Below are 26,509 nucleotides of genomic sequence, written 5' to 3'. Positions count from 1 at the left end.
ATGGACTTCACGCCCACGCCGGAGCAGACGGCGGCCGGTGAGCTGGCCGCGGAGATCTTCGGCGATCTGTCCACACCGGAGCGCCTCGCCGCGTCCGGCGGCGGTATCGACGCCGACCTGTGGAAGGCGCTGTGCGCGGCCGGGCTACCGGGCGCGGTGGAGGAGACCGGCCTGCTGGGGCTCGTCCTGATGCTGGAGGAGCAGGGGCGTACGACGGCGCAGGTGCCGTTCGCCGCGACCTGTGTGTACGGCCTGCTGGCGGTCGGCGCGCACGGCACCGCGGAGCAGCGGGCGCGGCTGCTGCCGGCCCTGCGGGCCGGTGAGGCGGTCGCCACCGGGGCCTTTCCGGCACGGCGGGGCGGTGTACGGGCGGACGAGGCGCGGGGCGGCGGGGCGCCGGGCGACGACAGGGCGGCGGGCGACGGGACGGCGCGGCTGAGCGGTCTCGTCCCCGTGGTGCCGTGGCTGGGCCCGGCCACCCACGTCCTGGTGCCGGACGGGGCCACGCGGGCGCTGTGGCTCGTACGCACCGATGACGCCGGGGTACGGCGGGAACCGGTCGAGACCACCGCGCCGTGGTCGGGCGGCCGCCTCACCCTGGACGGGGCGCGCGCCGAACGGCTGGGCGGCCCCGGCCTCACCGGGGACGGCGGGCCGGCCGAACGACGGGGCCGCAGCCGCCGTACCGACGCCCACGCCGACGCCCACGCCGACTCCCATGACGCCCCCGCCCATGACGCCCCCGCCCATGACGCCCCCGCCCACGCCGACGTCCTGGCTCTCGCCCGTATCGCCTTCGCCGGTCTGCAGGCCGGGGTCTGCGCCGGCTCCTTGGCGCGTGCGGTGTCCCACACGACCACCCGTGAACAGTTCGGCCGGCCGCTCTCCACGAACCAGGGTGTGCTGCTGCGCGCCGCCGACGCCCATATGGATGTCGAGGCCATCCGGCTCACCGCCTACGAGGCGGCCTGGCGCCGGGACGCGGGCCTGGACGCCGGACCGCAGGCGCTGACCGCCGCCTGGTGGGCGTCCGAGGCGGGCACCAGGGTCGTGCACACCGGCCAGCATCTGCACGGCGGTATCGGCGCCGACGTCGACCACCCCGTCCACCGGCACTTCCTCTGGGGCCGACAGCTCGCCGGATACCTCGGCACGGGCGCCGAAGTCCTGGAGGAGCTGGGGGAGTTGCTCACCGGGGACGACGGGGACCCCGACCCGGGCCCCGACCCGGGCCCCGACCCGGGCCCCGACCCGGGCCTCGACCCGGACGGGCCGACCGCACCCGCCCGCCCGATCCCAACCCCCCGGACGGAGGCCCCATGACAACCGGCGACGCCACAGCCCCGGACACGACAGCCGCCGACGCCAGGCCGGGCCACGCCAACCCCGGCGACGAGCTCCCCGCCCTCACCATCCCCCTCACCCGCACCCTGATCGTCGCCGGAGCGGTCGCCTCCCGTGACTACCAGGACGTGCACCACGACCCCGAGGCGGCCCGTGCGAAGGGCTCCCCGGAGATCTTCATGAACATCCTCACCACCAACGGGCTGGTCGGCCGCTACATCACCGACCACTTCGGTCCCCGCTGCACCCTGCGCAAGGTCGCCATCCGTCTGGGTGCCCCCAACTACCCGGGAGACACCATGGTGTTGCGTGGCACGGTCACCGAGGTGAGGGACGGTACGGCGGTGGTGCGGGTCGTCGGGGCGAACGGCCTCGGCAACCACGTCACCGGCACGGTCACCGTGGGCCTCCCTGAAGGCGCCCCTGAAGGCGCCCCTGAAGCCGTCCCGGAAGGCGCCCCCGAAGCCCTCCCGGAGGGCACCGCATGAGCGTCCACCGTCCCGACTCCCTCGGCGGCCGGGCCGCCATCGCCGGCATCGGCGCGACCGAGTTCTCCAAGGACTCCGGCCGCAGCGAACTCCAACTGGCCGTCGAGGCCGTCCGCGCCGCCCTCGACGACGCCGGGCTGACGCCCTCGGACGTCGACGGTCTGGTCACCTTCACCATGGACACCAACCCCGAGATCACCGTCGCCCAGGCGGCCGGTATCGGTGAGCTGTCGTTCTTCTCGCGGGTCCACTACGGGGGCGGCGCGGCCTGCGCCACCGTCCAGCAGGCGGCCCTCGCGGTCGCCACCGGCCTCGCCGAAGTCGTCGTCTGCTACCGCGCGTTCAACGAGCGCTCGGGCCGCCGCTTCGGCTCCGGTGTGCAGCAGCGGGAGCCGTCCGCCGAGGGCGCGGCGCTCGGCTGGAACCTCCCCTTCGGCCTGCTCACCCCGGCCTCCTGGGTCGCCATGGCCGCCCAGCGCTACCTGCACACCTACGGGCTGACCCCGGACGCCTTCGGCCCGGTCGCCGTCACCGACCGCCGCCACGCCGCCCGCAACCCGGCCGCGTACTTCCACAACAAGCCCATCACCCTCGCCGACCATGCCGCCTCCCGCTGGATCGTGGAGCCGCTGCGGCTGCTGGACTGCTGCCAGGAGACGGACGGCGCGCAGGCGATCGTGGTGACCTCGCCCGAGCGGGCCCGTGCGCTGCCGCACCCGCCGGCGCTGATCAGGGCCGCGGCGCAGGGCGCGGGCCGCGCGCAGGAGCAGATGACCAGCTTCTACCGCGACGGTCTGACCGGCCTCCCCGAGATGAACGTGGTCGCCCGCCAGCTCTGGCGCACCGCCGCTCTCACCCCCGCCGACATCGACGTCGCGATCCTCTACGACCACTTCACCCCGTTCGTGCTGATGCAGCTGGAGGAGTTCGGCTTCTGCGCGCCCGGCGAGGCCTCGGACTTCGTCGCCGCGGACACCCTTCCCCTGAACACCCACGGCGGCCAGCTCGGCGAGGCCTATCTGCACGGCATGAACGGCATCGCCGAGGCCGTCCGCCAGCTCCGCGGCACCTCCGTCAACCAAGCCGGCACCCCCGCACATGTGCTGGTCACAGCGGGTACGGGGGTGCCGACCTCGGGGCTGGTCCTCGGCGCGGACGGCGTGGGCGGTGCGTGACGACGGGCGCCGCCCGAGCGCTTCGCGACCGCCGTCATCCGGCACCGCCGTCACCCGGCGGCCGGCCCACGGTCCGGCGACAGCTCCGGACGGCTCGCCGACAGCCCCGGACCGCTGAGCACCACCGCGCCCGCGATCAGGCCGAACATGACGCACTCCAGAACGGCCTGTACCGGCAGCCCCACGAGGTACATGTCCGGGGTGTCGAACCCGGGGTCGAAGTAGGCAGCCCCGGGGTAGAGGATGGCCGCTGCCTGGCTGACCCAGTACAGGGCGGCGAAAACGGTCGCGGCGTAGAGGTTGGTGCGGGCGTCCCCGCGGCGGCGCCAGGTGAAGTACAGGGTGGCCAGGGCGAGCAGGGTGCCCATCGCCATGGTCTGGCCGTTGTGGAACCTCGCGTGCGGGGTCCAGAGCGGGGTCAGGACGTGGGTCTCGTTCCAGTCCGCGAGGTACGGCGAGATCCCGGTGACGACCGCGACCACGGTGAGCAGCACTTTCCCGGCCGTCGCACGGGCCCTGGTGGTCTTCGTACGGTCGGCGTCGGTGCGCTCGGCGGAGGTGCTGGACATCGCTGAAAGCCTTTCGTGGCAAGGGAGTTGGAGAGAGGGGGCGGCGGGCCGCGCAGGATCGGGCGTCGCCGGATGCGCCGGCGTCCGACCGTGACGGTGGTGTCCGACCGTGGCGGTGGTGTCCGACCGTGACGGGGGTGTCAGGCCGTGGCGGTGGCAGTGGAGGCCGGCGCGCGGCCGGTCGCGTAGCGGTACGAGGCGGCGATGACCTTCTTGGCCACCTCCACCTCCGCCGCGTCGCGCGGGGCGTAGAGCATCACGACGTTGATGCCGAGGTGGTGGAGCGGGTGCCTCTCGCCCCACCCGGAGGCGAGGAACGTGGCGTGGTCGGCCGGGTCCAGGGCCAGGTGCAGGCTGCCGTCGGCGTGCAGATGCGCGAACTCCGCGTCACCGCGCGGCGGCAGGAGGCGGGCGCCGGCGGCCGGTGCGACGCCGTCGAGGAACACCGCCCAGCTGCTCGGGGCGGAGATCTCGCTGCGGCCTGTGGCGATGTGCGGCAGCGCCGCGGCCATCCAGTCCCGCAGTTCCGCCCTGAGGTGGGCCGGGCTGGTCTGGGTGAGCTGGAGGTGCGGGACCTCGGGGCCGGTCTCGGGCCGGTCGCCCGCCCGCTCGGGGAGTGCCGGGAAAGTCATGGTGCTGCTCCTTCCAAGGGGGTGCCGCGCCTGCGCCTCAGGCGGCGGCAGCTCCGGCGATCCGGCCGCTACCGGCTCGCTCTCCCTCCACGCTACTTTCCTGGAGATACTGGTTACCTCCAGGAAAGTGCCCCCTCGGCCGGGCGGCACCCGCACCGCGGCCGCCGCCACGTCGCAGCCGCCCAAGACGTCACAGCGACCGCGGCCGCCCATGGGCACCCAAGGCACAGAGATCCCCCACAGGACGGACCACGAGAGCAGCGAGCAGGCACGTGCCCCGGACGCAACGCCTCAAGGGAAAGCCCGTCGACAGGCCGTCGAGCTGCGGCTCCGCCATCAGACCGGCGCACCGAACCGGGTTCCCCGCTGTCCCCCTTGAGGAGGTAGGGCAGGCGTCACCCGTACAACTTGAGACGGAGAGGCCTTCGGCACCTGGGGGCGATCCGGCAACCCGCCCGCGCTCCTAGCGTGGTGCCCATGACCACGCCAGTGTGCACCAGCGCTTCGACCGCCGCTGTGTTCCCGACGTTCTCGTCCTACCTACGGGCCCGGGGGCCGGTCCTGCTGCGCACCGCGCGGTCGCTGTCACCCAACCCCAACGACGCCGAGGACCTCCTCCAGACGGCGCTGACCAAGACCTATGTGGCCTGGGACCGGATCGAGGACCACCGCGCCCTGGACGGCTACGTCCGCCGCGCGCTGATCAACACCCGGACCTCCCAGTGGCGCAAGCGCAAGGTCGAGGAGTTCGCCGTCGACGAGCTGCCGGAGCCGGACCCGCTGCCGGCGCCCGACCCGGCCGAACTCCAGGGTCTGCGCGACGCGATGTGGCGCGCGGTGATGCGGCTGCCCGCCCGTCAGCGGGCCATGGTCGTCCTCAGGTATTACGAGGACCTGAGCGAGGCCCAGACCGCCGAGATCATGGAGGTCTCGGTCGGCACGGTCAAGAGCGCCGTCTCCCGCGCACTGGCCAAACTCCGGGAAGACCCGGAACTGACCATGCTCTCGTCCTGATCCGGACACCGGGGCGGCCCCCGTCGGGCACACTCGGCGCATGCAGCCTCCCCACCCACCGGCCCCGGAGCCGACCCCACCGCCGAAGCCCGAGCAGGCTCGTTGACCTCGCGTCCTCCGGTGCCGGAAGAAGCCCTCGGCGATCTGCTGGACCAGATCGCCGGGCACCTCGGTTCCCCGGTCCCCGCCGACCTGCGGGCCGCCCTGCGCGCCGTACCCCGTCACCTCTTCCTGCCGCCCACCCTGTGGCTGCGCGACGGGAGCGGCGACTACCAGCCGTGTGAGCGGGAGAGCACCCCCGAACGCTGGTGGCGCGCGGCTTACCGCGACGTTCCGCTGGTCACCCAGTTCGCGGACGGTCCCGACGGCACCCGCGCCCCGTCCTCCTCCGCGTCCATGCCCAGCGTGGTCGTACGGATGCTGATGGCGCTCGACGCCCGCCCGGGGCACGCGGTGTTGGAGATCGGTACGGGCACCGGGTTCAACGCGGCCTTGCTCTCGTTCCTCTGCGGGGCGGAGCGGGTGACCTCGCTCGACGTCGACCCCGAACTGACGCGCCGCGCACAGCGGGCCCTGAAGGCCAGCGGGCAGCAGCCGGACGTGATCTGTGCGGACGGTGCGGGCGGCTGGCGGCCGAACGCCCCCTACGACCGGATCATCGCCACCTGCTCCGTCCGCACCGTGCCCCTCCCCTGGCTGGAACAGACCGTGACCGGCGGTCGCCTCGTCATCCCGTGGGACACCCCCTGGTGCAACTACGGGACGCTCCTCGCCACGAAGCGGGCCGACGGGACCGCCGAGGGCACGCTCGCTCCGTACGGTTCGTTCATGCTGATGCGCGCCCAGCAGGTCGAGGCGGAACTACGGGGCGCCATCCCCCACGCGGGCCAAGACCCCGAGCGCTCCACAACAGGCCTGTCGCCCTGGGCCGTTGCGGGGAACGACCTCGACGCGCAGACGTACATCGGCCTGCGCGTGCCGGGCGCCTGGCACCTGTGGGACACCGAGCCGGACACCGCCCACACGCGGCTCTGGCTGGCCGACGGCCTGACGGACAGCTGGGCCTGGGTGGACTACGACGGACAGCAGGCGTCGGCCTTCGCGGTGGCCCAGTACGGCGCGAGGAAGCTGTGGGACGAGGTGGCCGGGGCGTACGAGGAGTACGTGGCCACCGGCCGGCCCGGCGTGGGCAGGCACCGGCTGCGGATCATCCCTGACGGGCGGAGTACGCGCCTTGAGGTGAGGGTCCCGGCTTGACCTTCCGGCCTCCGTAGCGCGCCGGTGTCGTGCCCACGTGCCGGGTGAAGTGCCGGTGCAGATGGGCCTGGTCGTGGAAGCCGACGGCTGCCGCGACCTCCGCCGGGCGTGTGCCGTCGAGCAGGAGTCCCCGGGCCCGCTCGATGCGCTTGCCGGTCAGGTAGGCGTGCGGCGGCAGGCCGTAGGTCTGCTTGAAGCAGCGGATCAGGTGGGTGGGGTGCGCGTGCAGGAGCGCGGCGGCCTCCTCCAGCGACATCCCGCCCGTCAGCCGGGAGTCCAGCAGCTCCCGCAACGCCGTGGCCAGCCGGTTCGCCTCCCGGCCCGGCATGCGCGGCGGCCGCAGCGCGTCCAGGTGACCGTGCAGCAGCCGTTCCCGGATGAAGGACAGCCGGGACTCCGCCTCGAACCCGTCGCCCGGGTGCCCGAGGGCCGTGTGCAGCTGGTGGATGCGGTGGCGCAGCAGCTCGTCACCGAAGACCGGGCCGTCCACCGCCCGGCCGGTCAGCTCCTCGGGGAGCACGCTCGTGTCGAGGTAGAGCACCCGCTTGCGGAAGCCGGTCGCCGTGACTGTCCGCCCGTCGTGCGAGACACCGGGCGGCAGCAGGACGACCGTGCCGCTGCCGGTCGCGTCATGACGGTGGCGGTCCAGGGCGAAGTCGACCGCCCCGTCGTTGAGGATCATCAGGGCCCAGGTGTCGTGCGTATGGGCCGGATACGCGTGCTCGGTGAAGTGCGCGTGGAACACCTCGGCGATACCTGGCACGGACGGGCGCCAAGCGCTGATCGTCGTACGGGGCGGGCCGGCTGTCATGCCAGGAACGTACAAGACCGCCGGATAACGGGCACGGCAGTCTCACAGCATGAGCCCCTCACCCGCTTCCCCCGTGCCCGTGCCCGAACCTGTCAACCTCGCCGACGCGCTCGCGCAGTTCAGCGATCTCTGGTCGCAGAAGAAGATCGCCCAGCTCAACGACTACGAGGTCAAGCTCGCCAAGCTGAAGGGCGAGTTCGTCTGGCACCGGCACGACGACACCGATGAACTGTTCCTGGTCCTCAGCGGCCGGCTCACCCTCCAGCTCAGGGACGGCGATGTCGTGCTCGGGCCCGGCGAGCTGTACGTGGTCCCGCAGGGCGTCGAACACTGCCCACTGGCGGACGAGGAGACCGCCATCCTGCTCTTCGAGCCGGTCGGTACGCCCAATACGGGCGACGCGGGAGGGCCGAGGACCAAGGCCCCCGAGCCCCTCGCCTGACTCAGCCCTGCCCGGCGGCGTAGGCGACGAAGTCGGCCCAGGCGGTGGGCCGGAGATGCAGGTGCGGCCCGTGGGGGTTCTTGGAGTCGCGGATGTGGATGGTGGAGGGGGTGGGGGCGACTTCGAGGCATTCGTTGCTGTTGCCGTTGTCGCTGTGGCTGCTCTTCTGCCAGGCGACTTCGAGGCATTCGTTGCTGTTGCTGTCACCGCTGTAGCTGCTCTTGAACCAGGACAGCTCGGGGCCGATTCCGGCGGAGGGCTTCAGGGGCATGTCTCTCCCAGCACTTTCTCGATGAAGGCCAGTGACTCCCGGGGCGTGAGAGCCTGGGCACGGATGGTTCCATAGCGCAGCTCAAGGACCTGGATCTCCTTCGGGTGGGAGACGCGGCGACTGCCGAATTGGCCCTCGGAGTGGCCCACAACTGAGCCGTCACCGAACTTGAGCAGCTGAATCCGGCCGCCCATTCCTGCATGGTCCTCGCGGTTCGTCGGCATCACTTGGATCTCGACGTTCCGCAACTGACCCACCTCCAACAATCGTTCGAGCTGCGGGCGCAGGACCATTGTGCCTCCGAGGGGACGGCGAAGCGTCACCTCTTCCTGAACAAACGTGAGCGCTGGAGGGGGCGTCCTGTCGAAGATCGAGTGTCGGGTCATGCGGGCGGATACCTCACGGTCCACCTGATCCTGCGTCCACGCGGGACGTCGCATCTCGAAGAGCGCCCGCGCATACGTCTCGGTCTGCAACAGCCCATGTAGGTTGTGGTTTTCGTACGAGCCCAGCTCGACTGTCTCGGCCTCCCACCTGGTCAGATCCCGCACCTTCTTCGGGTACCGGGCCTGCTCCACGTCCTTCTTCATCGCGGCGATCTTGCCGCTCGCCCCCAGCACCTCATCGGCCTTGTCGAGCAGTTCAGGGCGAGGAATACGTACACCTCGCTCGATCTTGTAGATCAGGTTCTCCCCGTACCCGACGGCCGCCCCGAACTCCGCCGGGCGCATCCCCGCCGCCTCCCGCCACATTTTGAGCTGGCGCCCGACCGCTTCGACAGCGGCCTGTGCATCGTTTTCCGGATCAAGCTCCCAACCCGTCTCGTCCGCACCGTCAACACTCATCCACTTCCACCTCCTGGACAGCGGGGACGCCTCTGGACAACCCGTGGACATCACCATGAGTACTGGCGTCATCACTATTCAGCGTAAGCACGGGCGACCACGCTGAGTGACATGAATCAGGAAATCGCCGAGTACAAGCTCCAGTTCAGGGTCCAGCTGTCCGCCACCCGCCGGGGCGCTCGTCTGGCGCGGCTGCTGGCCACGGAGGAACTGCGCTCCTGGGGCCTGCCGTTCGAGTCCCCGGCGCATGTCATCGCCGAGCTGGCCACGAACGCCGCCACGCACGGGCAGGTGCCGGGCCGGGACTTCCGTCTGGCCGTGTTGTCTGACGCGGACACGCTCCGTATCGAGGTGACGGACGCGCGCGGCGACCGGCTCCCGGCCCGGCCCGCGCCGGGCGTACGGGACTCGGGGCACGGCCTGGTGGTGGTCGAGGCGCTCGCCGACCGCTGGGGGACCACGCAGGGCCCGTTCCCCTGCAAGACGGTCTGGGCGGAATTCGACCTGCCCATGTGGGGCCGGTGAGGCGGCTGACCGCCCGTCAACCGGCGGCCGGGAAACCGGGCTCCGGCTCGCCGAACGCCGGGGTTTCGGCCCGTAAAAGACCCATAACCGCAGGCAGAGAAACCCACCCCACCCAGCCCAACCGGCCCCGCTGCACCGCGCCGTCACTCACGCGGGTGATACATGACCGGAGGATTGGCTTCCGCAGCCGCCGTGCATGCACTCTCGGCAGCAGCACCCCCCGAACACCGCCGAACACCCCCGAAAGCCCGCACACATGCGACGGCCCCCGGCCGGGACTGGCATCCCGATCGAGGGCCTGACCAACAAGGAAGTCGACACCTTCCCCATGGCTGAAGAGAAGCCTAATGCGCCTGCGCGCGACCGGTACGCGATTCGCCGATCCCCGGAACCGTTCCCGTCCCCGTCCCCGTCCCCGTCCCCGTCCGGCGTCCGCCAGGTCACCGAATTCCAGGACCCCGGCTACACGATCGTCGGCAACCACCTCACCCAGCACCGTTCGCTGTCGGGCCTGGCGATCGGGCTCGCCGCGCACATCCAGTCGCTGCCCGAGGGCGCGCCGGTCGACATCCGTACGCTCGCGAAGCGGTTCCCCGAGGGGCGGGCCCGGATCGCCGCCGCTCTAAGGGAGTTGGAGGCGTACGGGTACCTCGAACGGGTCCGTCAGCGCACCGACGACGGGCGGATGGTCACGGTCACGCTCTCGTACAACAACCCGTCGGCCACCCGCGCCCGCCGCGCCCGCGAGTCCGCCGAACAGGCCAAACGCCACACCGCCACCGCACCACCCCGCCCGTCGCCGGACCCGGCCCGCACCCCGACTCCGGCCCCGAAGCCACCCCACGCACGAACCGGCCCCCACCCCGTACGACCAGAGGCTCCCCCCGTACGGGCCGAGCCCCAACCCGTACGGGCAGGGACTCACCCCGTACGGGCCGAGCCCGCGCCGCCACCGTCCGAGTCCGAGTCCCCGCCCCCGCCCGAGCCCCGCACCCGCGCCCACCACACCCCGGCGTCCGCCCTCCTCGCGAACCTCCGGCGGGACGATCCCCGCCTGCTGCTCTCCGTACGGGACATCCAGCGCCTCACCCCGCCCGTAGCCGCCTGGCTGGAACGCGGGGCCACCCCGGACGCCGTACGCGGCGCGCTGACGACCGGCCTCCCGGCCACCCTCCGCCACCCGGCCGCCCTGCTCGCCCACCGCCTCACGGACCTCCTCCCACCACCCCTGCCACCCACGCCCCCGGCGGCCCCCGCCCGCGCCCACCCGTCCCCGCTCCAGACCTGCGACGGCTGCGACCGCGCCTTCCGCGCCCCGACCCCGGGCCGCTGCCGCGACTGCCGCCACCCGGCGGCGGAGACCTGTGGCACCGAGTCGCCATAGTTGCCCTATAGTTTGCCTATGGCATCGACGACGATTCAGGTACAGCGGGAGACTCGTGATCACCTCGCTGAGCTCGCCAAGGAGCGAGGCGTGAGTATCGGCCAGCTGGTCGAAGCGCTTGCCGCCCAGCAGCCGACTGCGGCGCAGCGGGCAGAGCGGCTGTCCGCCGACCGGGAGGTCGTGCGCCGCATGATGGGTGTGGACATCCCCGACGAGGAGTTCGAGCAGGCGCCCGATGTGCTCGGCAATATCTACAAGATCGCTGCCGAGAAGGTCCGGGCCGCCAGGGGTACCGCAGCGTGATCATCCTCGACACCAGCGCCGTCAGGGCACTCGCCGGCGGTCACAAAACGCTGAACCTCCTGGCCGGCAACATGGCGGAGACGCCCGGCGAACGCCTCAGCATCCCCGCCCTGTGTCTGACCCAGGCCGAAGCCGGTGAAGAGAGCCTCTCGCAGCGCGTCCTCGCCTTCTCCTCCGTGGCCGTCGACAGCCTCGACACGATGGCCGCCGTCAGCGTCGGCACCATGATCCGCGACGGCTACGGCGGCCCCGACACCTGCCACGCCCTGTACTGCGCTCTGCCGCGCCCCGAGTTCACCGGCATGTCGATCCTGCTGACCGGCAACGAGGACGCCTACCCGCCCGGCGTGGTCACCGTCGACATCGACTCACCCGGAATGCTGGGCTTCCACTGACCCGGTGCCCGTGGCGCCTATTTCCCCGCTCCGCAGCCTTTCGCCCCCTCAGATATACGGACATGGCGTATCAGTCGGCCCGAAGTCGGAAGATCAACTGCACGCGCGGATTTCACAGAATCATCAAGATCAAGATCCCCTTGGCGGGGTTTCCCCAGCGCAGCACGGCAAGTACGTTCGTGAGAGCAAAGAGCGCGCGGCATCTGACCAATGCCCGTGCCGGATGATGAAGTTGAATCGGGGAAATTCAATGACGAGCGCCAAGGTCGCATTCACTGTTCTCTGGGCCGGTGTGCTGATGGCGGTGGACAGCTTTCTCGATGGCTTCACCTGGGCTCAGTACCTGGCGATATTCGTCCTCGCCGGGCTTTACGCCTTTACTGTCGACAAGCTTCCGGTGAGCCGGGGCAAGAGCGCCCGCGAAGGGCCCTGAGGCGGAGGGGGCTCGGCGCCCCGTGTCAGGGGTGCCGGGGCCGGCCGGGACGGTTCAGGTCCCCCGGCTCACCATCAGCCTGCCTACCGACGCCTCCAGTTCGGCGATGCGGTCGGCCAGGCGCGCCTTGTCGGAGCCCTGGGCGTCGCGCAGCAGGAGTTCCACCTCGGCGAGCTGGCCGGCGATCTCCGCGAGGCGGGACGCGTCGCCCGCGCCGGTGACCGGTGGCGGGGACGGCTCGGGCGGCGGTGGGGCGCCGGGGCCCTCCGGCGGGAGGGGAGGATGCCCGGCCTGCGAACCGGGTTCCCCGGGTGGCTGCGGTTCCGGGGGCTCCTGGGGCGGGGGAGGTGAGGCGGGGGCCGAGGCCGACACCACGGGGGTGGGCGGCGCCGTGTCCGTACCGGCCATGGTCGTGGGGGCCGCCGGGCCGGGCGGTGCCCCTTCGCCGCCGGGGCGCTCGTCCGAGGTCAGCAGACGCTTCAACTGGTCGGCCTGGGAGGCCAGTTGGCGGTTCTTGCGGTGCAGCTCCAGGAAGACGTTCACCTTGGTGCGCAGCAGCCAGGGGTCGAAGGGCTTGATGAGGAAGTCGGCGGCGCCGACCGTGTAGCCGCGGTAGGCGTAGTTCGGGTCGACCGAGGCGCCGGTGAGCAGAATGATCGGGACGTCCTTGGTCTGGTCGAGGCCCTTGATGTTGGCGGCGGTCTCGAAGCCGTTCATGCCCGGCATCAGCACATCGATGAGCACCACCGCGAACTCCTCGCGGAGCATGGCCTTGAGGGCCTCCTCGCCGGAGCGCGCACGGACCACCTTCTGGGTGAGGGAGCCCAGCACGGCCTCCAGCGCGACCAGGTTCTCCTCCATGTCGTCGACGATGAGGATGCTGGGTGAGGTGTCGGGTGTCGTCATGATTCCTGCCCCGTCGTTCCCTGGTCGTCCTGGCCGCCGCTGCCGTCGGCAGGGGAGGTGTCGGGGGTGTCCGGATCAGGGTGCGGCGACGGATCGCCGGCCTCCGGGTCGAGGAGACGGCAGATCACGGACAGCAGCCGGTCGACGTCCACCGGCTTGGGGATGTAGTCGTTGGCCCCGCTCTCGATGGCCTTCTCGCGGTCGCCCGGCATGGCCTTCGCGGTGAGCGCGATGACCGGCAGGTCAGCGAACCGGGGTGCCTGGCGGATCGCCTTGATCATCTCGTAACCGTCCATTTCCGGCATCATGATGTCCATCAGCACCAGCGACACATCCGGTGTCCGGTCGAGGACTTCCAGGCCCTCGCGGCCGTTCTCGGCGTATTTCACGCTGATGCCGACCCGGCCCAGTACGTGCGTGAGCGCGAAGACGTTGCGGATGTCGTCGTCGACGATGAGGATGCGGCGCTTGGCCAGCACCTCACCGGCGCGTCCGCTGAGCCAGTCCTTGAGCCGGGTGGTCTCGGGCCAGGTGACGGCCGGGCCGCCGTCGGCGGAGGGCCCGCCCGCGGGCGCGGGGGAGGTCAGCTCCTGCTCCTGCTGGGCGGGGAACAGGTCGGCGTCGGCGGCCGGCAGGCTCGGCTGCGGTGCGGGCTTGGCGGTGAGCTGTTCGGCCAGGACCGGGCCGGACTGGGCGGTGCTGTCCGCGGGGCGGGTGGCGGCGGTGGGGCTCGGCGCGGGGAACGGGCCGGTGTAGCGGGCGGGCACGTACAGGGTGAAGGTCGAGCCGACGCCCGGCTCGCTCTCGGCGATGATCCGGCCGCCGAGCAGCGCGGCCATGTCGCGGCTGATGGACAGTCCGAGGCCGGTGCCGCCGTATTTGCGGTTGGTGGTGCCGTCGGACTGCTGGAACGCCTCGAAGATGCCGTCGAGCTTCTCCGGGGAGATGCCGATGCCGGTGTCCTTGACCGACAGGGCGATGACGTCGTCGGCGGTGCGCAGCGACTCCTCCTCGAAGTCGGTGCGCGGTACCCGCTGGACGATGAGTTCCACTCCGCCGGAGGAGGTGAACTTCACCGCGTTGGACAGCAGGTTGCGCAGGATCTGCTGGAGGCGCTGCTCGTCGGAGAACAGCTCCTGGGGGACGTTCTCGCCGACCTTGACGTCGAAGGTGAGACCGCGGTCGACGGTCAGCGGCCGGAAGGTGGCGCGGACGTAGTCGAGGAGTTTGATCAGCGGCAGGGCCTTGGGGTGCACGTCCATCCGGCCGGCCTCGATCTTCGACAGGTCGAGGATGTCGTTGATGAGCTGGAGCAGGTCGGAGCCCGCGCGGTGGATGGTGACGGCGAACTCCACCTCCTGCGAGGAGAGCCGGCCGTCGGGGTTGTCGGCGAGCAGCCGGGAGAGCACCAGCAGGGAGTTCAGCGGGGTGCGCAGCTCGTGCGACATGTTCGCCAGGAACTCCGACTTGTACTGGGAGGAGGTCGCGAGCAGGGCCGCCTTCTCCTCCAACTCCGCGTTCGTCAGCTGGAGTTCGTCGGAGCGCTGGCGCAGCTCGGCGGTCAGCCGCTGGGACTCCGACAGCAGGGACTCGGTACGGGAGTTGGCGATGATGGTGTTGATGGAGACGCCGATGGTGTTCACGAACTGGTCGATGAACGCCAGGTGCACCTCGCTGAAGCGGCTGAAGGAGGCCAGCTCGATGACGCCGAGCACCTGGTCCTCGAAGAGGACCGGCAGGATGACGATGCTGGCCGGGGCCGCGGCGCCCAGCCCGGAGCTGATGGTGATGTAGTCCGGCGGGACGGCCTCGACGACGATGCGCTTCTTCTCCATGGCGGCCTGGGTGATCAGGCCCCAGCCGGGGGTGCCCAGCCGCAGCCGCGGCAGGGAACGGCGGCCCTCGGGCTGGCCGGTGCCGTAACCGGCGATCAGCTCCAGGCCCTCGCCGGGTTCGGCGCCCGCCTCGGCCAGGAAGAACGCGCCGAACTGCGCGTTCACCAGCGGGGTCAGCTCGCGCAGGATCAGGTCGGCGACCTCGACCAGGTCGCGGTGCCCCTGCATCAGACTGGCGATACGGGCGAGGTTGGACTCCAGCCAGTCCTTGGCGCGGGTGGTCTCGCGGAGGTTGGCGACCATCAGGTTGATGTTGTTCTTCAGGGCGGCGACCTCGCCCTGGGCATCGACGGTGATCGAGCCGGACATGTCGCCCTGGGTGACCGCGCTGGCCACCTCGGCGATCGCGCGGACCTGGGTGGTCAGGTTCAGCGCCAGCTCGTTGACGCTGGTGGTCAGCCGCTTCCAGGTGCCGTAGACGCCCTCGACCCGGGCCTGGCCGCCGAGCTGGCCCTCACTGCCGACCTCGCGGGCCACCCGGGTCACCTCGGACGAGAACGAGGACAGGGTGTCGACCATCGTGTTGATCGTGGTCTTCAGCTCCAGGATCTCGCCGCGGGCGTCCACGTCGATCTTCTTGGAGAGGTCGCCCTTGGCGACGGCGGTGGCGACCTGGGCGATGTTGCGGACCTGGGAGGTCAGGTTGTCCGCCATCGAGTTGACGTTGTCGGTGAGGTTCTTCCAGACGCCGGAGACGCCGTGCACCTGCGCCCGGCCGCCGAGCCGGCCCTCGGTGCCGACCTCGCGGGCGACACGGGTGACCTCGTCCGCGAACGCGCGCAGCTGCTGGACCATCGTGTTGACGGTGTCCTTCAGCTCCAGGACCTCGCCGCGGGCGTCCACGTCGATCTTCTTCGACAGATCGCCCATGGCCACCGCGGTGGTCACCTGGGCGATGTTGCGGACCTGGGACGTCAGGTTGAGGGCCATGAAGTTGACGCTCTCGGTGAGGTCTTTCCAGACCCCGGACACGCCCCGGACCTGCGCCTGACCGCCCAGGTTGCCTTCGGTGCCGACCTCGCGGGCGACGCGGGTGACCTCGTCGGCGAAGGCGGAGAGCTGGTCGACCATGGTGTTGATCGTCGACTTCAGCTCCAGGATCTCGCCCTTGGCCTCCACGGTGATCGTCTTGCCGAGGTCGCCCTCCGCGACGGCGGTGGCGACCAGGGCGATGTTGCGGACCTGGGAGGTCAGGTTGTCCGCCATGAAGTTGACGCTCTCGGTGAGGTCTTTCCAGACCCCGGATACGCCGCGGACCTGCGCCCGGCCGCCGAGCCGGCCTTCGGTGCCGACCTCGCGGGCGACGCGGGTGACCTCGTCGGCGAAGGCGGAGAGCTGGTCGACCATGGTGTTGATCGTCGACTTGAGTTCGAGGATCTCGCCCCGGGCGTCCACGGTGATCTTCTGGCTCAGGTCGCCGTTGGCCACCGCCGTGGTCACCTGGGCGATGTTGCGGACCTGCCAGGTCAGGTTGGACGCCATGAAGTTCACGTTGTCGGTGAGGTCCTTCCAGACCCCCGATACGCCGCGGACCTGCGCCCGGCCGCCCAGCTGCCCTTCGGTGCCGACCTCGCGGGCGACGCGGGTGACCTCGTCGGCGAACGCCCGCAGCTGGTCCACCATCTTGTTCACGGTGAGCTTCAGCTCCAGCAGCTCGCCGGTCGCCTCGACCGTCACCTGCTGGGTCAGGTCCCCGGTGGCCACCGCGGTCGTGACCACGGCGATGTCCCGCACCTGCGCGGTCAGCCGGGACGCCATGGTGTTGACCGCCTCGGTCACATGCAGCCAGTCGCCGGAGAGCCCCTGCACCTTGGCCCGGCCGCCGAGCCGCCCTTCGGTGCCGACCTCGCGGGCGACCCGGGTGACCTCGCCGGTGAACAGCGACAGCTGGTCGACCATGCGGTTCACGCCGTTGCCCAGGCGGCGCAGATCGCCGCGGAGCTGGCGGTTGCCGTCGTGCAGATCCACCCGCTGGGTCAGATCGCCGTCGGCGACCGCGTCCAGCACCCGGGTGGCCTTGGCGAGCGGCACCACCAGCGCCTCCAGCACGGTGTTGGCCGCCTCGATGTTCGTCGTCCAGGTCCCCTGGCCGGGGCTCGCGGAGATCCGCTCGTCCAGCCTGCCCTGCCGGATGATCTCGCTGCGGACACGTTGCAGCTCGGAGGCGAGATGGGCGTTGCGGGCGATGATCTGGTTGAAGACCCCGGCCATGTCGGCCAGCACCCCGTCGGTGGCGCCGCCGTCCGGCAGGTTCTCCACACGGGTGGTGAAGTCTCCGTCGCGCACCGCGTTCATCGCCGCCAGCAGCGGCCGCAGCTCACTCGTGCGCACCCACTGCCCGTCGTGCGGCGGGGCGGCGGCCCGGACAGGCGGGACGTACGCCGTGGGCCCGGGGTCCTCGGGCGACGGCGCGGAGGGGTCGGACGGCGATGCGGCCGGTTCTGTGGGCTCGGAGGGCTGAGCGGGCTCGGGGGGCTCCGGACGCGAAGAAGCAGACTCGGGCCGGGCCGGGTCGAGCGCCATGGCACACCATCCCCAGTGATCGGTGTGGGGAAATCCAGTCGGGGCAGAGAGTGATCCATTTGGGCAGTTATGACATAGTATAAAGCGCTCGTAATTACTTTTTCCCGGCATATCCAGGGGGCGCAGTGGTACCGCTGTCCTCCCCGCACACGACGGAATCCGTGTCCCGGAAAGGTCTGCCCGCGAACCAGCTCGCGGCCGCGGGCGCACGGAAGTTTGTGCGCGCACTGCTCACCGAACGGGCGGCCGCGCCACCCGCCACCGCGGGGCCCGGGGCGGCGGCGATCGACGCGGAACTCATCCATGACGCCGTCCTGCTCACCAGCGAGCTGGTCACCAACGCCGTGATGTACGCGGGCACCGAGATCGATGTGACCTGCCGCCTGGAGCACGACCAGGTGTCCGTCGACGGCGACGGGGAGCGCCGCCGGGCCAGGATGGGCCTGGTGATGGAGGTCTCCGACCGCCACCCCGCCCGGCGGGTGCGCGGTGGGGTGGACGCCCGCACCGGAGAGCCGGGATACGGGCTCCAGCTGGTCAGCGCGCTGTCGGAGTCCTGGGGCGTGACCTACCGCAAGTCCGTGAAGACCGTGTGGTTCCGGCTGGAGTCCACCGAGGGCGAGCCCGGGACGACCGGCTCCGCGCCCCGGCTCGCCTCGCCGGGCGCCGCTCCTCCACCGCGGCCGGCCCAGCCCGCCGCCCAGCCCGCCGCGCAGCGCCGCCGCACGCACGGCTACGCCGCCGAGTGGGCGGACCGCGGCGGCCCGTCCTTCCTGGCCGAGACCAGCGAACTGCTGGCCGGGCAGCTCGACCAGGACATGGTCACCGCGCTCGCCGCCCAGCTGCTGGTGCCCCGGCTCGCCGACTGGTGCGCGATCTGGCTGACCACCGAAGGCGGCGGGATGCAGCTGTCCCGGGTCTGGCACGTGGACGAGCGGCGGATCGCCCCGCTCCGCGCCGACCTGGAGCTGGACCCGCCGGTCGACCTCATCCGTACCGCCGGCACGCCCTGGCCGTGGCCGGAATGCGCGGGCGCGGCCTCCTCGGGCGGGTCCGCGCTGGCCTTCCCCCTGGTCGCCCGGGACACCGACCAGGGCATGCTGCTGCTCGGCCGGGCCGGGCACCTCCAGATGACCGACACCGTGGTGCGGATGGTCGAGGACGTGGCCCGCCGGGTCGCCCAGGCCGTGCTCACCGCCCGGCAGTACACCCGGCAGACCACGATCAGCCTGGCGCTCCAGCGGCGCCAGCTGCCCGCGACGCTCGCCAGCATCCCCGGCATCGACACCGCGATCGTCTACGAGCCGCACGGCGAGGGGCAGACCGTCGGCGGCGACTTCTACGACGTCTTCCCGATGGGCGACCGCCGCTGGTGCTTCCTGCTCGGGGACGTCCAGGGCAAGGACCCGGAGGCGATGTCCGTCACCGGGCTGGCCCGCCACCTGGTGCGGCTGCTGGCCCGCGAGGGGCACGGCGTCGAGTCGGTGCTCGGCAGGCTGAACCTGGCCATGGCCGAGGAGAGCGCGGAGGCGGTGGAGCTGGGCGGCGAGCAGGCCAGCTCCCGTTTCCTGAGCCTGCTCTACGGGGAGCTGGAGGTCGACCCGGGCGCGGCCGGGGCCCGCTGCACGGTCGCCACCGCCGGCCACCCGCCGCCGCTGCACATGTTCGTCGACGGCACCGTCGAGGCGGCCTCCGAGCCCCAGATGCTGCTGGGCATCGACGAGGGCACCGAATTCCAGGCCAGCTCCTTCGCCCTCGCCCCGGGCGAGACGCTGCTGTGCGTGACCGACGGGGTCACCGAACGCCGGTGCGGCAACTGGCAGTTGGACGACAACGACGGTCTGATCGAGGTGGTCCGGGACGGCATGGGCCTGGGCGCCAAGGCCCTCGCCGAACACGTACGGCGGGCCGCGCACGACTTCGGCACCGGACCGGTGGAGGATGACCTGTCGGTGCTGGTCCTCCAGGCGGTGACCCCGCGGTGACCCCGGCGGCCGGACGGCGCCCGTGAGCGGCCGGCCGGCCCGCCGGTGTCCGCCGCGGCCGGCGCCGCCGCCTCAGCGCCCGGCCGTGGCGGCCACCGGCCGCCCGCCGCCGGAGATCACGCCCCCGCCCATCCCGGCCACCGGGTCGAACTGCCCGCCGAACAGCGGGCGCGCGAGGGACGGACCGTCGCCGGAGGCCCGCTGGACCGGTGCGGCCGGCGACGCCGCCTGGGCGGCACCGGACACCGCGAGCACACCGGCACCGCCCAGGGCGGCGGCGACGAGGAAACGGGGGAGGTGGGGGCGCATGGACGCTCCTTCGGTAGGGGTTCGTTCCGCAGAGCCGGTGACGTTGCACGGCCGGTAACCGGGTGAACGAGCAACCGGGGCGCAGGGTGACCGGGTAACCGGGTGACCCGCCGGGCGCGTGCGGACATGCGAAAGGGGCCCGCTCCTGGCGGGCCCCTCCCCTGTACTGTCCTGTGCTACCGCGTCAGCAGCCCGGGAACGTCGCCGACGGGGTCTCGAAGGTCCCCTGCCCCCGGACCTTGATCAGGCCGACGGCGCTCTTGCAGGGCCAGCTCATCTTCCAGGTCTGGGTGGCCCGGTCGCCCTTGCTGATGGTCTCCAGACCGGCGTACGAGGACGAACCGTTCATGCGGTACCCGAGCTGCGCCTTGACGTCCGAGCCCTTCTTCTTGGTGTAGATGATGTCGATGGACTGCGGCCGGCTGTTCATGACGATGCAGAGCTGACCGTTGCTCATGCTGGTGCACTTGACATGGTCCGACCCCGACGCCACCGCGTGCGACGCGCGGGCGGGCGCCGCCTGGGTTCCGGCCGCGTGAGCCGGAACCGTGAGAAGCGAGAAGCCGACGGCCGCACACGCGGCGGCGGCCAGTGAGGCACGACGAATCATGGAAAACCCCCCGTTGAGTAGGTGTCTGACGGTACAAAGGGTCACGTGCCGACACGAGCTGTTTTCGGACATACTTCCGCCCTGTTTGAGTCGAAGGTGTGCAGGGAACAGGCCTACGGGTTTACCCGCGTGATGGCGAAGGGGGCCGGCCGGCGCCCTTTTCCCCTCGTACGTCACGGCCCCGGTGCCGAAGATCACGAGATTCCGCTTCACCCCAGGTGGGAACCGGACCCGCGGGCGACACCCGAAGGCACGGGCCCTACCGTCGGGTAGTGACATACCGTCCGGTATGTGCGCAGAATCGTCCCCACGGTCGCGATGCGGCGACGGCACCCTCGGGAGGTTCTGTGTACAGCACCATGCAAGACGTACCCCTGCTGATCAGCCGGATTCTGGAGCACGGCCGGACGGTCCACGGACAGGCGACCGTGACCACCTGGACCGGCGAGCCGGAACCCCACCGCCGCACCTTCGCCGAGATCGGCGACCGCGCCGCCCAGCTGGCCCACGCGCTGCGCGACGAGCTGTCGGTAGCCGGCGAGGAGCGGGTCGCCACCCTCATGTGGAACAACGCCGAACACATGGAGGCCTACCTCGCGATCCCCTCCATGGGCGCGGTGCTGCACACCCTCAATCTGCGGCTGCCCGCCGAACAGCTGGTGTGGATCGTCAACCACGCCGAGGACCGCGTGGTGCTCGTCAACGGCACCCTGCTGCCGCTGCTCGCCCCGCTGCTCCCGCAGCTGCCGAACCTCCGCCACATCGTCGTCGCGGGCCCCGGCGACCGCTCGCTCCTCGACGGCGCACAGGCCCGGGTGCACGACTACGAGGAGCTGATCGCCGGACGCCCGGAGGGCTACGCCTGGCCGGAGATCGACGAGCGGGAGGCCGCGGCGCTCTGCTACACCTCCGGGACCACCGGCGACCCCAAGGGCGTGCTCTACAGCCACCGTTCGCTCTATCTGCACTCGATGCAGGTCAACACCGCCGAGGCGTTCGCACTCAGCTCCCGTGACATCACGCTGCCGGTCGTGCCGATGTTCCACGTCAACGCCTGGGGCCTGCCGCACGCCGCGTTCATGGCCGGCGCCTCGCTGCTGATGCCGGACCGCTTCCTGCAGCCCGCGCCGCTCGCCGAGATGATCGAGACCGTACGGCCCACCATCGGCGCCGCCGTCCCCACCATCTGGCAGGGGCTGCTGGCCGAACTGGACGCCAAGCAGCGTGATGTGGCCTGTCTGCACACCGTCGTCATCGGCGGCTCCGCCTGTCCGCCTGCCCTGATGCGCGGCTTCGAGGAGCGGCACGGCATCCGCGTCGTGCACGCCTGGGGCATGACCGAGACCTCCCCGCTCGGCAGCGTCTCCCACCCGCCGGCCGGGGTCAGCGGCGACGAGGAGTGGGCCTACCGTGCCACCCAGGGCCGCTTCGCCGGCTCCGTCGAGGCCCGGCTGATCGGCCCCGGCGGCGAGGAGCTCCCCCATGACGGAACGTCAGCGGGCGAGCTGGAGGTCCGCGGACCGTGGATCGCGGGCGCCTACTACGGCGGCGCACAGGGCGAACCGCTGCGCCCCGACGACAAGTTCAGCCCCGACGGCTGGCTGCGCACCGGCGACGTCGGCACCATCACCCCGAACGGCTACCTCACCCTGACCGACCGCGCCAAGGACGTCATCAAGTCCGGCGGCGAATGGATCTCCTCGGTCGAGCTGGAGAACCACCTGATGGCGCACCCGCACGTCGCCGAGGCCGCGGTGGTCGCCGTACCCGACGACAAGTGGGGCGAACGGCCGCTGGCCACGGTCGTGCTCAACGAGGGCGTGACCATCGGCTACGAGGAGCTGAAGGCGTTCCTCGGCGAGCGGATCGCGCGCTGGCAGCTTCCGGAGCGGTGGGCGGTGATCCCGGCGGTGCCCAAGACGAGCGTGGGGAAGTTCGACAAGAAGGTGCTGCGCAAGCAGTACGCGGAGGGCGAGCTGGACGTGACGCTGCTGGCGTAGGGCCTGTCGTCAGGACGCCCTGCGGTGGGGCCCGGAGCGCCGGGTCCCACCCCGGGTCAGTTCGTGCCGATCTTGGCGAGCAGGTCGACGATCCGGGACTGCACCTCGGCGCTGGTGGAGCGCTCCGCCAGGAAGAGCACCGTCTCGCCGGCCGACAGCCGGGGCAGCTGCGCCGGGTCCATGTCGGAGGAGGTGTAGACGACCAGCGGGGTGTGGTCGAGCAGCCCGTTGGCACGCAGCCAGTCGACGATGCCGGCCCGGCGGCGCCGCACCTGCATCAGGTCCATCACGACCAGGTTCGGCCGCATCTGCGAGGCGAGGGTCACCGCGTCGGCGTCCGCGGAGGCCCGTGCGACCTGCATCCCGCGCCGCTCCAGCGACACGGTCAGGGCGCCCGCGATCTCGTCGTTCTGCTCGATCAGCAGCACCCGCGGCGGATGCTGCTCGCTGTCGCGCGGGGCCAGCGCCTTGAGCAGCACGGCCGGATCGGCGCCATAGGCGGCCTCCCGGGTGGCCTGCCCCAGACCGGCCGTCACCAGCACCGGAACCTCGGCCGCCCCCGCCGCCTGACGCAGCGACTGCAGCGCGGTACGGGTGATCGGCCCGGTCAGCGGATCGACGAAGAGCGCCGCCGGGTACGCGGCGATCTGCGCGTCCACCTCCTCGCGGGAGTTGACGATCACCGGGCGGTAGCCGCGGTCGCTCAGCGCCTGCTGGGTGGCGACGTCCGGCGCCGGCCAGACCAGCAGCCGGCGCGGATTGTCCAGCGGCTCCGGCGGCAACTCGTCGTCCATCGGCATCGGCTGACGGTCCATCACCTCTATGGCGCCGTTCGGCCCGTCCAGCGGCTCGGGGCCCTCACTGCCCTCGTCCGGCGCGGAGATCGCGAACGCCCGGCCCTCACTGGCATCCATCAGATGCGGCGGGGCCGGGGGCTGCTGCGGTGCGCCCGGGTGCGCGGGCGCCTCGGCCGGAGCGGGCCCGGCGCCCGTCGCCCGCCGGTCCTCCTGCGGGGGCGCGGCGAGCTTACGGCGGCGGCCCGAACCCGCGGACGTACCGCCGGGCGGGGTGCTGCCCGGCGGCACCGGCGGACGCTGCTGATCGGCGATCTGCTGGGCGAACGGCACGCCCTGCCCAAGGGTCCGCACACTGAACGCCCGCCCCTGGGAGTGCCCCGCGGCATGCCCGTCGTCCTCGGCGGGCGGCGGCATCGGCTGGCGGTGCGCCGCGGCGGGTGCGCCCTGCGGCGGCGCGGGCGGCGGGCCCGCGGTCTCCTCGGCGGGGCTGGGACGGCCCCGTCGACGGCCGGTGGGCGCCGGGGCGCTCTGCGGGTCCTGGGGCGCTGCGGGAGCGGGGGACTGCTGCGGCGCTTCGGGCGCCTGGGGCGCACCGGCGTCCGGCGCGGGGGCGATCCCGGGCGCCGTGCCGCCGGCCGTACCCGTGGTCTCGGCGGGTTCGGTGGGCTGTGCCACGAGCCCCTCCGGGCCCGCGACAAAGGTGCCGGACGACTCGGCGTCGGCCATCGCCGCCGCCGCACGCTCCTCGGCGGCGGCCCGTCTCGCCCGCCGTCTGCCGGTCGGCTCGCCGTCCCACTCCCCTTGCGGCGCACCGGAGTCGGCGGCCGCTTCGAGCTGGTGCGCCGGCTGCGCGCCGGGCGCCGACGCGTCCGGACCCGCGGGCATCGCCGCCTCCGGGCCCCCGGCCACCGGCCGGCGTGCCCTGCGGCGTCCCGTGCCCGTGGCCTCCTGCGGACCGGCCGACTGCTGCGCGGGCACCTGTTCGGCGGCCGCGGGCAGCGCCGGCAGGGACGGCTCCGGTGTCCGGTCGGCGGCGGCCGGCGGCAGCGCGAAGGCGGTACGCGCACCGCCCTGCTGCTGCGCAGCGGAGGCCGCCGGCGCCCGCTCGTCCGGGGCGGTCCGCTGGGGCGCCTCGGCCAGCGCACGCCGCGCCCGCCGCCCGCCCGCCTGGACGGGGCCGAGCCCCTGCGGGCCCTGGCCGGGGGCCGCTGCCTGCCCCGGAACATGCGGACGGCCCGGTGCCGGAGTCTGCTCCGGAGCCGGGCTCTGACCTGGAATCTGCGGACCCGGCAGCATCGGCGCCGAGCCGTTGGGCGGTGGGGTGGCGGGCCGCTGCGGACCGGCCGCCGGACCCTGGCCCGGTGCCGCGGCACCCTGGCCCGGCGCCCCCGCCCCGGGACCCTGCTGTCCGGGAGCCCCGCTCGCCCCGGAGGGGAGCGCGGGCAGTCCGCCGCCCTCGGCAGCCCCCTGCCGGGCCCGGCGCCGTCCCGTCGGCGGCACCGACTCGGCCCCCGCCATACCGGGCGGCAGCCCCCGGCCGTCGGTGGCCGGGCCACCCTGCGCGGCGTCACCCTGCGGGGCGGGCGCCCCCGGGCCGCCGTCCACCGCTGCCGGGCCCGCCGCACCCTGCGCACCGTCGCCGGCGGCACCCTGCGGCACCCCGGCCTCCGGGCCGCCCGGCTGCGCACCCTGCTCCGCACCCGAGTGCCGCGCCCGCCGACGACCCGTCGGCTGCGCGCCCGTCTGCTCCGGCACCGCCGTACCGGCCTCGGCACCACCGCCACCGCCGCCGAGCGGCTCACCGGGCCCGCCGGAACCGCCCGGCCCGCCGTCACCGCCGGAGGGGCCCTCGTCGCCCTCGTGCCCGTCGTCGTCCGGCTGCTCCTGGCCGGTGCCCGGGGCCGCCGCGTCGCCCTGCGTGCCGCGCGCCCGCGCCGCCGGTACCGGCATCACCGTCGTCTCGTTGCCGGTCGGCACCTCCGCTCCGGACGTCGCACCGTCCGGGGGCGTGCCGTCCGCCGCCATCGGCAGCTCCAGCACATACGCGCTGCCGCCCGCGCCGGGCCCGCCGCCGGGCACCTCATGCGTCTGCATCAGCCCGCCGTGCCGCCGCACGATGCCGCGCACGATCGGCTCATGGACCGGGTCGCCGCCACTGAACGGGCCGCGCACCTCGATCCGTACGGCATCACCGCGCTGCGCCGCCGCCACCACGATCGTCGAGTCGCCGGGAACCGGCCCCGAACGCCCGCCCGCGCCCTCACCGGCCGGCATCCGGCCCGTCGAGTCCACGCCCGCGACATCCGCGATCAGATGCGACAGGGCCTGCGCGATCCGCTCCGCGTCGACCGTCGCCTCTATCGGCGGCGCGTGCACCGCGAACTGCGCCCGCCCGGGACCGATCAGCTCGATCGCGCCCTCGACACCGGCCGCGACGACCGCGTCCAGGGAGACCTTGGTGCGGTTGAGCTTCTCCGTGCCGGAGTCCAGCCGCTGATAGCTCAGGACGTTGTCCACCAGCGTCGTCATCCGGGCGTGGCCGGCCGCGAGGTGGTGCAGGATCTGGTTCGCCTCGGGCCAGAGCTGGCCCGCCGGGTCGGAGGCGAGCGTGCCCAGCTCGCCCTTCAGCTCCTCCAGCGGCCCGCGAAGCGCCTGGTCGAGCACCGCCAGCAGCTGGGTGTGCCGGGCCGCCAGCGCGTCGAAGGCCCGGCGGTCGGTGAAGGTCATCACCGCGCCGACGAGCTGATCGCCGTCCCGCACCGGCGCCGTGGTCAGATCGACGGACACCGCCCGCCCGTCCTTCGCCCACAGCGCCTGCCCGCGCACCCGGTGCTTGCGCCCCGACTTGAGCGTGTCGGCCAGCGGGGTGTCCTCCCACGGCAGCGTCGAGCCGTCCGCCCGCGAGTGGTGGATCAGCGGATGCAGCTCCTTGCCGCCCAGCTCACTCGCCCGGTAGCCGAGGATCTGCGCCGCGGACGGATTGACCAGCACGACCTTGCCGTCGGCGTCCACCCCGACCACGCCCTCGGCCGCGGCCCGCAGAATCATCTCGGTCTGCCGCTGCTGACGGGCCAGCTCGGTCTCGGTGTCCAGCGTCCCGGTCAGATCACGGACGACGAGCATCAGCAGCTCGTTGCCCGTGTAGCCATTCCGGTGATCGGCGTACGCCGCCTCGAAGGCCGACTCGTACGGGGTCCGCCCGTCCTCCAGATTGGCGCTGGTCACCTCGACCAGCAGCTCCGTCCCGTCCGTCCGCCGGGCGACCATCCGCGTCGGCTTCGTACGGGTGCGCTCCTCCTCCTCGTCCCGGCGCCGCATGGACCCCGGGATGCGCTTGGAGTCGAAGGACGGCAGCAGATCGAGCAGCCCGCGCCCTACCAGGGCCGTGCCCGGTGCCTCGAAGGTTTCCAGCGCGATGGTGTTGGCGTTGACGACCGTGCCGTTGCAGTTGACGAGCAACAGCGCGTCGGGGAGGGCGTCGAGTATGGCTGCGAGGCGAGCAGCGCCTCGGGATGGCCTGCTGCTCACGACGACGCTTCCTCCCTGTTACCGCACCTTGCCGACCCACCGTGGCGGATCGCTGGGAGGGAGTCTAC

The 26,509-nt window shown here is 72.3% G+C and carries 23 protein-coding genes; 13 read left to right on the top strand and 10 right to left on the bottom strand.

The features are described 5' to 3' along the window. The 3 genes from ACGFN2_RS05470 to ACGFN2_RS05460 are packed head-to-tail and all read left to right on the top strand — an operon-like array spanning position 1 to position 3,007. Positions 1 to 1,323: an acyl-CoA dehydrogenase family protein gene (locus ACGFN2_RS05470; RefSeq protein WP_393357722.1), complete on the top strand. Its 1,323-nt coding sequence runs from the start codon at positions 1 to 3 to the stop codon at positions 1,321 to 1,323. Continuing rightward, a complete protein-coding gene (locus ACGFN2_RS05465) occupies positions 1,320 to 1,832 on the top strand; it encodes a MaoC family dehydratase (RefSeq protein WP_393357720.1) in 513 nt (170 codons plus the stop codon). The genes ACGFN2_RS05470 and ACGFN2_RS05465 overlap by 4 nt, the downstream gene beginning before the upstream one ends. After that, complete coding sequence (locus ACGFN2_RS05460) at positions 1,829 to 3,007, top strand: lipid-transfer protein (RefSeq protein WP_362603967.1); 1,179 nt, start codon at positions 1,829 to 1,831, stop codon at positions 3,005 to 3,007. The genes ACGFN2_RS05465 and ACGFN2_RS05460 overlap by 4 nt, the downstream gene beginning before the upstream one ends. 50 nt (positions 3,008 to 3,057) lie before the next feature. On the opposite strand, the gene ACGFN2_RS05455 is transcribed toward ACGFN2_RS05460, so the two are convergent. Next, positions 3,058 to 3,576, bottom strand: a complete 519-nt coding sequence (locus ACGFN2_RS05455; protein WP_393357718.1) for a DUF6640 family protein — start codon at positions 3,574 to 3,576, stop codon at positions 3,058 to 3,060. A gap of 140 nt (positions 3,577 to 3,716) precedes the next feature. Then, positions 3,717 to 4,208: a luciferase family protein gene (locus ACGFN2_RS05450; protein ID WP_362603963.1), complete on the bottom strand. Its 492-nt coding sequence runs from the start codon at positions 4,206 to 4,208 to the stop codon at positions 3,717 to 3,719. A gap of 477 nt (positions 4,209 to 4,685) precedes the next feature. Here ACGFN2_RS05450 and ACGFN2_RS05445 point away from each other — a divergent pair, with 477 nt between their 5' ends. Then, positions 4,686 to 5,222, top strand: coding sequence for a SigE family RNA polymerase sigma factor (locus ACGFN2_RS05445; protein ID WP_362603961.1), 537 nt, complete (start codon positions 4,686 to 4,688; stop codon positions 5,220 to 5,222). 120 nt (positions 5,223 to 5,342) lie between these two features. Beyond that, complete coding sequence (locus ACGFN2_RS05440) at positions 5,343 to 6,479, top strand: methyltransferase domain-containing protein (RefSeq protein WP_393357715.1); 1,137 nt, start codon at positions 5,343 to 5,345, stop codon at positions 6,477 to 6,479. On the opposite strand, the gene ACGFN2_RS05435 is transcribed toward ACGFN2_RS05440, so the two are convergent. After that, positions 6,430 to 7,290, bottom strand: coding sequence for a helix-turn-helix domain-containing protein (locus ACGFN2_RS05435; protein ID WP_393357713.1), 861 nt, complete (start codon positions 7,288 to 7,290; stop codon positions 6,430 to 6,432). The two genes, ACGFN2_RS05440 and ACGFN2_RS05435, sit on opposite strands and share 50 nt — an antisense overlap. Positions 7,291 to 7,339: 49 nt before the next feature. Between ACGFN2_RS05435 and ACGFN2_RS05430 the strand changes: the two genes are divergently transcribed. Further along, entirely contained in the window at positions 7,340 to 7,732 is a 393-nt protein-coding gene (locus ACGFN2_RS05430; RefSeq protein WP_362603955.1) for a cupin domain-containing protein, read from the top strand. A 1-nt stretch (position 7,733) separates the two neighbouring features. Here the strand turns inward: ACGFN2_RS05430 and ACGFN2_RS05425 are convergent, their stop codons facing one another. Beyond that, entirely contained in the window at positions 7,734 to 8,003 is a 270-nt protein-coding gene (locus ACGFN2_RS05425; RefSeq protein ID WP_393357711.1) for a DUF397 domain-containing protein, read from the bottom strand. Beyond that, positions 7,994 to 8,848 carry a helix-turn-helix domain-containing protein gene (locus ACGFN2_RS05420; protein ID WP_393357709.1) on the bottom strand — a complete coding sequence of 285 codons (855 nt, stop codon included), beginning with the start codon at positions 8,846 to 8,848 and terminating at the stop codon, positions 7,994 to 7,996. Before ACGFN2_RS05420 ends, ACGFN2_RS05425 begins: the two co-directional genes overlap by 10 nt. 111 nt (positions 8,849 to 8,959) lie before the next feature. On the opposite strand from ACGFN2_RS05420, the gene ACGFN2_RS05415 reads away from it, so the two are divergent. From ACGFN2_RS05415 to ACGFN2_RS05395, 5 genes are all read left to right on the top strand, one after another. After that, positions 8,960 to 9,373, top strand: a complete 414-nt coding sequence (locus ACGFN2_RS05415; RefSeq protein ID WP_362603949.1) for an ATP-binding protein — start codon at positions 8,960 to 8,962, stop codon at positions 9,371 to 9,373. Positions 9,374 to 10,004: 631 nt separating this feature from the next. After that, positions 10,005 to 10,757: a helix-turn-helix domain-containing protein gene (locus ACGFN2_RS05410; RefSeq protein WP_393357707.1), complete on the top strand. Its 753-nt coding sequence runs from the start codon at positions 10,005 to 10,007 to the stop codon at positions 10,755 to 10,757. Between the two features lie 90 nt (positions 10,758 to 10,847). Continuing rightward, the gene (locus ACGFN2_RS05405) at positions 10,848 to 11,060 is read left to right on the top strand and encodes a hypothetical protein (RefSeq protein ID WP_362603945.1); all 213 of its coding nucleotides are present in this window, start codon (positions 10,848 to 10,850) and stop codon (positions 11,058 to 11,060) included. Continuing rightward, entirely contained in the window at positions 11,057 to 11,455 is a 399-nt protein-coding gene (locus ACGFN2_RS05400; RefSeq protein WP_362603943.1) for a hypothetical protein, read from the top strand. The genes ACGFN2_RS05405 and ACGFN2_RS05400 overlap by 4 nt, the downstream gene beginning before the upstream one ends. A 250-nt stretch (positions 11,456 to 11,705) precedes the next feature. Beyond that, entirely contained in the window at positions 11,706 to 11,888 is a 183-nt protein-coding gene (locus tag ACGFN2_RS05395; protein ID WP_362603941.1) for a hypothetical protein, read from the top strand. 54 nt (positions 11,889 to 11,942) lie between these two features. On the opposite strand, the gene ACGFN2_RS05390 is transcribed toward ACGFN2_RS05395, so the two are convergent. Together ACGFN2_RS05390 and ACGFN2_RS05385 are read right to left on the bottom strand one after the other, a co-directional pair. Continuing rightward, positions 11,943 to 12,794, bottom strand: coding sequence for a response regulator (locus ACGFN2_RS05390; RefSeq protein ID WP_362603939.1), 852 nt, complete (start codon positions 12,792 to 12,794; stop codon positions 11,943 to 11,945). Continuing rightward, on the bottom strand, positions 12,791 to 17,212 hold the full coding sequence (locus ACGFN2_RS05385) for a HAMP domain-containing protein (protein WP_393357704.1): 4,422 nt from the start codon (positions 17,210 to 17,212) through the stop codon (positions 12,791 to 12,793). The genes ACGFN2_RS05390 and ACGFN2_RS05385 overlap by 4 nt, the downstream gene beginning before the upstream one ends. A 161-nt stretch (positions 17,213 to 17,373) precedes the next feature. On the opposite strand from ACGFN2_RS05385, the gene ACGFN2_RS05380 reads away from it, so the two are divergent. After that, on the top strand, positions 17,374 to 19,197 hold the full coding sequence (locus ACGFN2_RS05380; RefSeq protein WP_362603937.1) for a SpoIIE family protein phosphatase: 1,824 nt from the start codon (positions 17,374 to 17,376) through the stop codon (positions 19,195 to 19,197). 72 nt (positions 19,198 to 19,269) lie between these two features. On the opposite strand, the gene ACGFN2_RS05375 is transcribed toward ACGFN2_RS05380, so the two are convergent. Continuing rightward, entirely contained in the window at positions 19,270 to 19,506 is a 237-nt protein-coding gene (locus ACGFN2_RS05375; protein ID WP_393357702.1) for a hypothetical protein, read from the bottom strand. A gap of 184 nt (positions 19,507 to 19,690) precedes the next feature. Then, complete coding sequence (locus tag ACGFN2_RS05370; protein WP_362603933.1) at positions 19,691 to 19,963, bottom strand: hypothetical protein; 273 nt, start codon at positions 19,961 to 19,963, stop codon at positions 19,691 to 19,693. Between the two features lie 500 nt (positions 19,964 to 20,463). Between ACGFN2_RS05370 and ACGFN2_RS05365 the strand changes: the two genes are divergently transcribed. Continuing rightward, a complete protein-coding gene (locus tag ACGFN2_RS05365) occupies positions 20,464 to 22,116 on the top strand; it encodes a long-chain fatty acid--CoA ligase (protein ID WP_393357700.1) in 1,653 nt (550 codons plus the stop codon). Positions 22,117 to 22,172: 56 nt separating this feature from the next. On the opposite strand, the gene ACGFN2_RS05360 is transcribed toward ACGFN2_RS05365, so the two are convergent. Beyond that, positions 22,173 to 26,441: a PAS domain-containing protein gene (locus ACGFN2_RS05360; RefSeq protein WP_393357698.1), complete on the bottom strand. Its 4,269-nt coding sequence runs from the start codon at positions 26,439 to 26,441 to the stop codon at positions 22,173 to 22,175. Between the last annotated feature and the right edge of the window lie 68 nt (positions 26,442 to 26,509).

Origin of the sequence: Streptomyces sp. NPDC048612 (genome assembly GCF_043199295.1) — a bacterium.
GTDB lineage: Bacteria > Actinomycetota > Actinomycetes > Streptomycetales > Streptomycetaceae > Streptomyces.
The sequence above is the reverse complement of the archived record's forward strand: the minus strand, read 5'-3'. Positions and strand labels throughout refer to the sequence as shown.

Bases quoted from the DNA above. Each gene is read 5' to 3' on its own strand.
- ACGFN2_RS05470 (WP_393357722.1), top strand. From the start codon at position 1: ATGGACTTCACGCCCACGCCGGAGCAGACGGCGGCCGGTGAGCTGGCC.
- ACGFN2_RS05465 (WP_393357720.1), top strand. From the start codon at position 1,320: ATGACAACCGGCGACGCCACAGCCCCGGACACGACAGCCGCCGACGCC.
- ACGFN2_RS05460 (WP_362603967.1), top strand. From the start codon at position 1,829: ATGAGCGTCCACCGTCCCGACTCCCTCGGCGGCCGGGCCGCCATCGCC.
- ACGFN2_RS05455 (WP_393357718.1), bottom strand. From the start codon at position 3,576: ATGTCCAGCACCTCCGCCGAGCGCACCGACGCCGACCGTACGAAGACC.
- ACGFN2_RS05450 (WP_362603963.1), bottom strand. From the start codon at position 4,208: ATGACTTTCCCGGCACTCCCCGAGCGGGCGGGCGACCGGCCCGAGACC.
- ACGFN2_RS05445 (WP_362603961.1), top strand. From the start codon at position 4,686: ATGACCACGCCAGTGTGCACCAGCGCTTCGACCGCCGCTGTGTTCCCG.
- ACGFN2_RS05435 (WP_393357713.1), bottom strand. From the start codon at position 7,290: ATGACAGCCGGCCCGCCCCGTACGACGATCAGCGCTTGGCGCCCGTCC.
- ACGFN2_RS05430 (WP_362603955.1), top strand. From the start codon at position 7,340: ATGAGCCCCTCACCCGCTTCCCCCGTGCCCGTGCCCGAACCTGTCAAC.
- ACGFN2_RS05425 (WP_393357711.1), bottom strand. From the start codon at position 8,003: ATGCCCCTGAAGCCCTCCGCCGGAATCGGCCCCGAGCTGTCCTGGTTC.
- ACGFN2_RS05420 (WP_393357709.1), bottom strand. From the start codon at position 8,848: ATGAGTGTTGACGGTGCGGACGAGACGGGTTGGGAGCTTGATCCGGAA.
- ACGFN2_RS05415 (WP_362603949.1), top strand. From the start codon at position 8,960: ATGAATCAGGAAATCGCCGAGTACAAGCTCCAGTTCAGGGTCCAGCTG.
- ACGFN2_RS05395 (WP_362603941.1), top strand. From the start codon at position 11,706: ATGACGAGCGCCAAGGTCGCATTCACTGTTCTCTGGGCCGGTGTGCTG.
- ACGFN2_RS05390 (WP_362603939.1), bottom strand. From the start codon at position 12,794: ATGACGACACCCGACACCTCACCCAGCATCCTCATCGTCGACGACATG.
- ACGFN2_RS05385 (WP_393357704.1), bottom strand. From the start codon at position 17,212: ATGGCGCTCGACCCGGCCCGGCCCGAGTCTGCTTCTTCGCGTCCGGAG.
- ACGFN2_RS05375 (WP_393357702.1), bottom strand. From the start codon at position 19,506: ATGCGCCCCCACCTCCCCCGTTTCCTCGTCGCCGCCGCCCTGGGCGGT.
- ACGFN2_RS05370 (WP_362603933.1), bottom strand. From the start codon at position 19,963: ATGAGCAACGGTCAGCTCTGCATCGTCATGAACAGCCGGCCGCAGTCC.